Origin of the sequence: Thiorhodococcus mannitoliphagus, assembly GCF_010915725.1 — a bacterium.
Taxonomy (GTDB): Bacteria; Pseudomonadota; Gammaproteobacteria; order Chromatiales; family Chromatiaceae; genus Thiorhodococcus; species Thiorhodococcus mannitoliphagus.
Genome location: NZ_JAAIJR010000208.1, coordinates 1 through 5,936, shown reverse-complemented (window position 1 = coordinate 5,936; position 5,936 = coordinate 1). Strand labels below are relative to the sequence as shown.

Below are 5,936 nucleotides of genomic sequence, written 5' to 3'. Positions count from 1 at the left end.
CGTCCAGGCTTCAGGGGCGAACGGCTTCCCGGGCTCTCTTCATAAACTCCGTTTATCACTCCTCCTTATCAATCCCTTAGAACAGAACATACAAGGGGCGAATTTATTCGCCCAAAATCCCCGGATCGACGACGGGGCGAATTCATTCGCCTCCTTGACGGCACAAATTCAGGCGCATTTCGAGGGGTTAGCCGTGTGAATGCAACCTTGGCTGCATACCGCCGTTGGCGAGACGTATCCCTCCAAGATTTAGTGTTTTTCCAGCGTGGTTACGACATCACGAAAGCCGAGCAGCATCCAGGAAACGTTCCCGTCAGATCGTCTTCCGGCGTCACAAGCTTCCATAGGGAATTGCTCCTAAAACAAATTGAGAAGCTCCGCACCGCCCGCGACCTCCTACTCCCCCGCCTCATGAGCGGCGAGATCGCGGTATGAAGGCGCAGAAAAAGATCGTCATCATCGCCGGTCCCAATGGCGCCGGGAAGACGACCTTCGCCCGCGAGCTGCTGCCCAACGAGGCCAACTGCCCCGTCTTCGTGAATGCCGACCTCATCGCCGCGGGACTGTCCCCGTTCCGCCCGGAAGAGGCAGCCTTTCGCGCCGGGCGGCTGATGTTGGAGGAGATACGCCGCCACGTCGCGCACGGGCGCAGCTTCGCCTTCGAGACCACGCTCTCCGGGCTGACCTATGCCACCATGATCGACCGTTGGCGGGCCGACGGCTATGTGGTGAAGCTCGCCTTTCTGTCGTTGTCCTCGCCGGAAGAGGCCATCGCCCGAGTTGCCGTGCGCGTGCGCCAGGGCGGTCATGATGTCCCGCCTGACACCATCCGACGGCGCTTCGCGTCCGGGCTCGACAACTTTCAGAATGTCTACCGCCATCGCGTCGACTACTGGCAACGGTTCGACAACGGCGGCTTGGCGCCAGTCCTGTTAGCCGAGGGGAAGAATCCATGAGCAACCCAGAACATCCCGCTCCGGTATCCAATCTGGCGGATGACGACATGCAAGCCATACCGCGCGCGCTCGTCCGGGCCGCCCGACGGGCACGGGAGATCGCCGCCCAGACGGGCACACCCTTGATCATCAGCCGGGCCGGTCAGGTCGTCGAATACCCCGTGACCGATCGAGATCCGGAGCAAGCCGATTCCGACGGATCACGATGAGCCGCTAAGTGGTTATGGAAAGAAACCACACCTTTGGCTCAGCGAAGCCGGAAACAACGAGCAAGAAGCCGCCAAGGTGAGCCAATCGAGGGGCCGGCTCACCGCAAACAACTGTTTCGGAAATGGATTCTTTAGACCGGCCTGGCGCCGAATGATCCAAAGTCGAGCCAAAAGTGTGAGCCAAACTGAGGAAAATGCCACGATGACCGACAAGGTCCTGTCCGTTTCGAGACACGGGGTTTTGAACGAACCCTTTCTGTGGAGGAGCCAGCCATGCCCCCCAATCTGCGTGAATTGCCGGTTAGCGAGCGCACACACCTGGTCGAAGACCAGTGGGACAGCATCGCCAAAGAACAATCGGGGCTTCCCTTGACCGATGCCCAGAGGCGAGAGCTGGATCAACGGCTGAATGCCTATGAATCCGACGGAGACTCAGGGCGTGAGGCACGGGAAGCGATCGCAGATATCAGGGCGAGGACTTGATTTCAGGCGGAGGGATAAGCCATGGCCATCACCGACATCAACAGCGAAGACCGCTTGGTCCAAGAGACCTTCGCCGATCATCTGCATCGGGTGCTGGGCTGGGAGAGCCTCTACGCCTGGAATCGGGAGACCTTCGGACCGGACGGCACGCTTGGACGCACGGACACCAAGGAGGTGGTGCTGACCCGCGATCTGCGCGCAGCCATCGCCAGGCTCAACCCCGAGCTTCCACCGAAAGCCATCGAGGAGGCCGTCGATCAGCTGACCCGACAGGACTTCACCCGCTCGACGCTGCAGCACAATCAGGCGTTCCACCGCTTCATCCGCGACGGGGTGCCGGTCAGCTATCGGGATGCCCAGGGCCGGGTACGTCAGGGCTTCGCCCGGGTCATCGACTTCCGCCATCCCGAGGAAAACCGCTTCCTCTGCGTGCGCGAGCTGACGATCACCGGGCTGCGCACACCCAACTACAACCGCCGCGCCGATCTGGTCTGTTTCGTCAACGGCTTGCCGCTGGTCTTCATCGAACTGAAGGCGGTCTACAAGAACATCCGCGCCGGCTTCGACGGGAACCTGCGCGACTATCTGGACGAGCATGTCATCGCCCACGCCTTCCATCACAACGCCTTCCTGATCGTCAGCAACGGCGATCGGGCGCGCTATGGCTCCATCACCAGCGACTGGGAGCACTTTGCGGAGTGGAAGCGCCAGGACGAGCGCGACAAGGGCAGCGTGAATGCCGAGGTCATGCTGAACGGCATGCTCGCCAAAGATCGCCTGCTAGATCTCGTCGAGAACTTTATCCTCTTCGATGCGAGCAAGGCGGGCGCGGTCCGCAAGATCGTCGCGCGCAACCATCAGATCCTGGGCGTGAATCGGGCGGTCGATTCGGTCGTTCGACAAGAGGCACTGAAACGAGAGTTTCCGCGTGAGACGCGGCTGCGCAGCCGAATCATCGAGCTGCCGCTTGAGCCCCAGGAATTTCTCAAGGCCGCCGAAGAGCCCAGCCCCTACATCCCCAAAGGGCCGATCGAGCTGATCGAGCGCGCCCACCCGGACCTCGGCCGACTGGGCGTCTTCTGGCATACCCAGGGCAGCGGCAAGTCCTACTCGATGGCCTTCTTCGCCGAGAAGGTGCGCCGGATCGTGCCGGGCAACTTCACCTTCGTCCTCATGACCGATCGCAACGATCTGGACAGTCAGATCTACAAGACCTTCGTCGGTTGTGGTGTGGCGGACGAGCGCACCCCGCGCGCGGGGTCGGGGAAGGAGCTGAAGCAACTGCTCAAGGAGAACCCTCGCTACCTCTTCAGCCTGCTCCACAAGTTCAACCAGGCCGTGAAGGCGGATGAGCCCTACAGCGAGCGCGACGACATCATCGTGATCTCGGACGAGGCGCATCGAACCCAAGCCGGTTGGCTGGCGCGCAATATGCGCCTGGCCCTACCCAATGCCGCCTTCATCGGCTTCACGGGCACACCGCTGTTCAAGCACGACCAGCTGACCAAGCGCATCTTCGGCGACTATGTTTCGCGCTACGACTTCAAGCGCTCCGAGGAAGACGGCGCCACGGTCAAGCTGGTCTACGAGAATCGCGGCGAGAAGCTCGGCATCGCCCGGCTCGATCTTAACGACCGTATCGCCGACAAGATCGAGGAGGCCGAGCTGGACCCCGATCAGGAGGCGCTGCTCGAAAGGCTACTCGGCAAGGATTACGAGGTCATCACTGCCGACGAGCGTCTGGATAAGATCGCCGCGGACTTCGTCGAGCACTGCGCGACCCGTTGGGAGTCTGGGAAATCCCTGCTAGTCTGCATCGACAAGATCACCTGCGCGCGTGTCTACCAACGCATTCTGCCTCGTTGGAAGGCCAAGGCTGACTCCGTGCGTGCGCAAGCGGAGGCGAAGCAGATCGAGTTGGATGCTGCCACGAATCCGGATATCCGTGAGCACCTGAGCGACACGCTAGAGCGGCTGCGCAGACAGGCGCACTGGCTCGACGAAACGCTCATCCAGATCGTCATCAGCGAGGCGCAGAACGAGGTCGCCGACTTCAAGCAATGGGGCTTCGACATCATCCCGCACCGAGCACTGCTAAAGCAGGGCTTCGAGACGGCGGACGGCAAGCGGCTGGATGTCGAAACCGCCTTCAAGGATCCCGAGCATCCCTTCCGCGTCGCCATCGTCTGCGCCATGTGGCTGACGGGTTTCGATGTCGAGAGCCTCTCTACCCTCTACATCGACAAGCCGATGAAGGCCCACAGCCTGATGCAGGCGATCGCGCGCGCCAACCGCTGCTATCCGGGCAAGGACTTCGGGCTGATCGTGGACTACAACGGCATGCTCAAGAGCCTGCGCGAGGCGCTCGCCCAATATGCGCTCGGCGATGAAGGCGAAGGAGAGGAGGAGATCGTCGCCCCGATCGAAGAGCGGGTGCAGGCACTGCTGGAGGCCATTGAGGCGACCGAGGACCATGTCCGGGGCCTGGGATTCGAAATGAAATCCCTGATCGGCGCCCAAGGATTTGCCCGCATCAAGGGCATTGCGGATGCCGTGAACGCCGTCTACACCAGCGACGAGTCCAAGCGGCGTTTCGAGATCCTGGCCCGTCAGGTCTTCGTCCGCTTCCGGGCGCTGCTGATGGAGCCGTCGGCCTTCACCTATGCCGAGCGGCACGACGATATCGAGGCCATCTACAAGAAGCTCACCGAACGGCGCGACACGGCGGACGTGACCGAGCTGCTGAAGGAACTGCATCGCATCGTCAACCAGGCGATCCGCGCCGAGGCACCCGGCGACGATCAGAGCGATGGGCTCACCTACGATCTCAGTCAGATCGATTTGGAGAAGCTCCGCGACGAATTCGCCAAGAAGGTCAAACGCAAGGCGACGGCGCTACAAGACATCCGTGAGATCGTCGAGCAGACGCTCGCCGAGATGCTCAAGCACAACCCGAAGCGGATGGACTACTACAAGCGCTACCAGGAGATCATCGCCGATTACAACCGAGAGAAGGACCGGGTCGCCATTGAGGAAACCTTCGGCGCGCTGACGGACCTGATTGACGGTCTTGATGCCGAACAGCGACGCGCCGCCGAAGAGGGTCTGAGCGAAGACGAGCTGGCGCTCTTCGATCTGCTGCAGAAGGAGACGCTCGGCAAGGCGGAGCGCGAGAAGGTTAAGCAGGCGAGCCGGTCGCTATTGGCGTCTTTGCGCGAACTGCTCGCACCCATGGAGCGATGGACGGAGAAGGAGCAGACCCAAGCGGAAGTGGAAACCTCCATTCTGGATCAGCTCTACATGAATCTCCCGTCGCCACCCTTCACGGACGACGACAAGCAAGCGATGGCGGCGATCATCTATCGCCACGTCTGGCAGCAGTCGGTCAGCGGCGCCTTTGGCATAGCAGCTTGAGTCTTTTGGAAGGGGTCAGACACCGAACGGAGTTCGGTTAGTGCCCTTATCTATAGGATGACCTTTTTCTTAAGCCGCTGATTTAAAAGCGTAATAATTTCTCTCCATCCTATAGATTGTGCCACTACCCACAGACGACCCAGTGATATGCCCATTTGGCCGATAGTATCTTACGTGAGGAATCCGGTGGCGTGGCGGCGAGGTGAACCAGGCGTCCAAAGGGATAAGGTTGAGGTTTCGTTGGGTTAGCTGACAGCGGGAACCCAACGAAACCTGCTGGACTTCAAGACCTAGGCTCGGTCTCTTTCAACTCAAAAAAGTTGAATTAAGAGCAGGGTGAGATGCTACTGGTCAGAAGTTTTGCGGCGTTCATCGCATCTTCCTCATTGAAGAAGAAAGCATCGCGACCAACAGGCTCACCGTTTTCAAAATAGTCAACCCTTAGATATTGTGATGTGCTGCCACATATTACACCTATTAAAGATGGGTCGCCGTCAAAGTATAGGCCTCCATTCGAATCGACGCTATAAGTTATTGTTACGGGTTCTTCATTATTGTAATTCAAGATCCCTGTGCCGATGCCGGTTCCGTTAGCATTAAAGACCATCTTTACAACAATGGGCACCTCCCCGTCCATGTCGTTGCCATTACTGTCGACGCCCAGTCCATACCAAACATCATAAAGCGTCTTCCCATTCAGCCACTCCATTGAGAAACGCTCTGGCATGATGATCGGATCGGCACTGGCGACTGAGACGCTGTATAGGAACTAGCTCTTAATAATTCTTGACTTAGAGCGCGCGACGAATGCGAATAATTCACTCATAAGCTATTTGATTGTTGCAGATTTGACGAAGCAATAGACGTGACGATG

The 5,936-nt window shown here is 59.3% G+C and carries 6 protein-coding genes; 5 read left to right on the top strand and 1 reads right to left on the bottom strand.

What is annotated here, in order from left to right:
* The 5 genes from G3480_RS27985 to G3480_RS24715 form a co-directional block, all read left to right on the top strand.
* A partial coding sequence (locus G3480_RS27985; RefSeq protein WP_206171882.1) for a hypothetical protein occupies positions 1-199 on the top strand: 199 nt, incomplete at its 5' end.
* Positions 200-431: 232 nt separating this feature from the next.
* Positions 432-956, top strand: a complete 525-nt coding sequence (locus tag G3480_RS24730; protein ID WP_164656891.1) for an ATPase — start codon at positions 432-434, stop codon at positions 954-956.
* Positions 953-1,165, top strand: a complete 213-nt coding sequence (locus tag G3480_RS24725) for a hypothetical protein (RefSeq protein ID WP_164656890.1) — start codon at positions 953-955, stop codon at positions 1,163-1,165. Before G3480_RS24730 ends, G3480_RS24725 begins: the two co-directional genes overlap by 4 nt.
* Before the next feature lie 273 nt (positions 1,166-1,438).
* Positions 1,439-1,648: an addiction module protein gene (locus tag G3480_RS24720; protein ID WP_164656889.1), complete on the top strand. Its 210-nt coding sequence runs from the start codon at positions 1,439-1,441 to the stop codon at positions 1,646-1,648.
* Between the two features lie 21 nt (positions 1,649-1,669).
* The gene (locus tag G3480_RS24715; protein WP_164656888.1) at positions 1,670-5,062 is read left to right on the top strand and encodes a type I restriction endonuclease subunit R; all 3,393 of its coding nucleotides are present in this window, start codon (positions 1,670-1,672) and stop codon (positions 5,060-5,062) included.
* Between the two features lie 325 nt (positions 5,063-5,387).
* Here the strand turns inward: G3480_RS24715 and G3480_RS24710 are convergent, their stop codons facing one another.
* A complete protein-coding gene (locus G3480_RS24710; RefSeq protein ID WP_164656887.1) occupies positions 5,388-5,789 on the bottom strand; it encodes a hypothetical protein in 402 nt (133 codons plus the stop codon).
* Between the last annotated feature and the right edge of the window lie 147 nt (positions 5,790-5,936).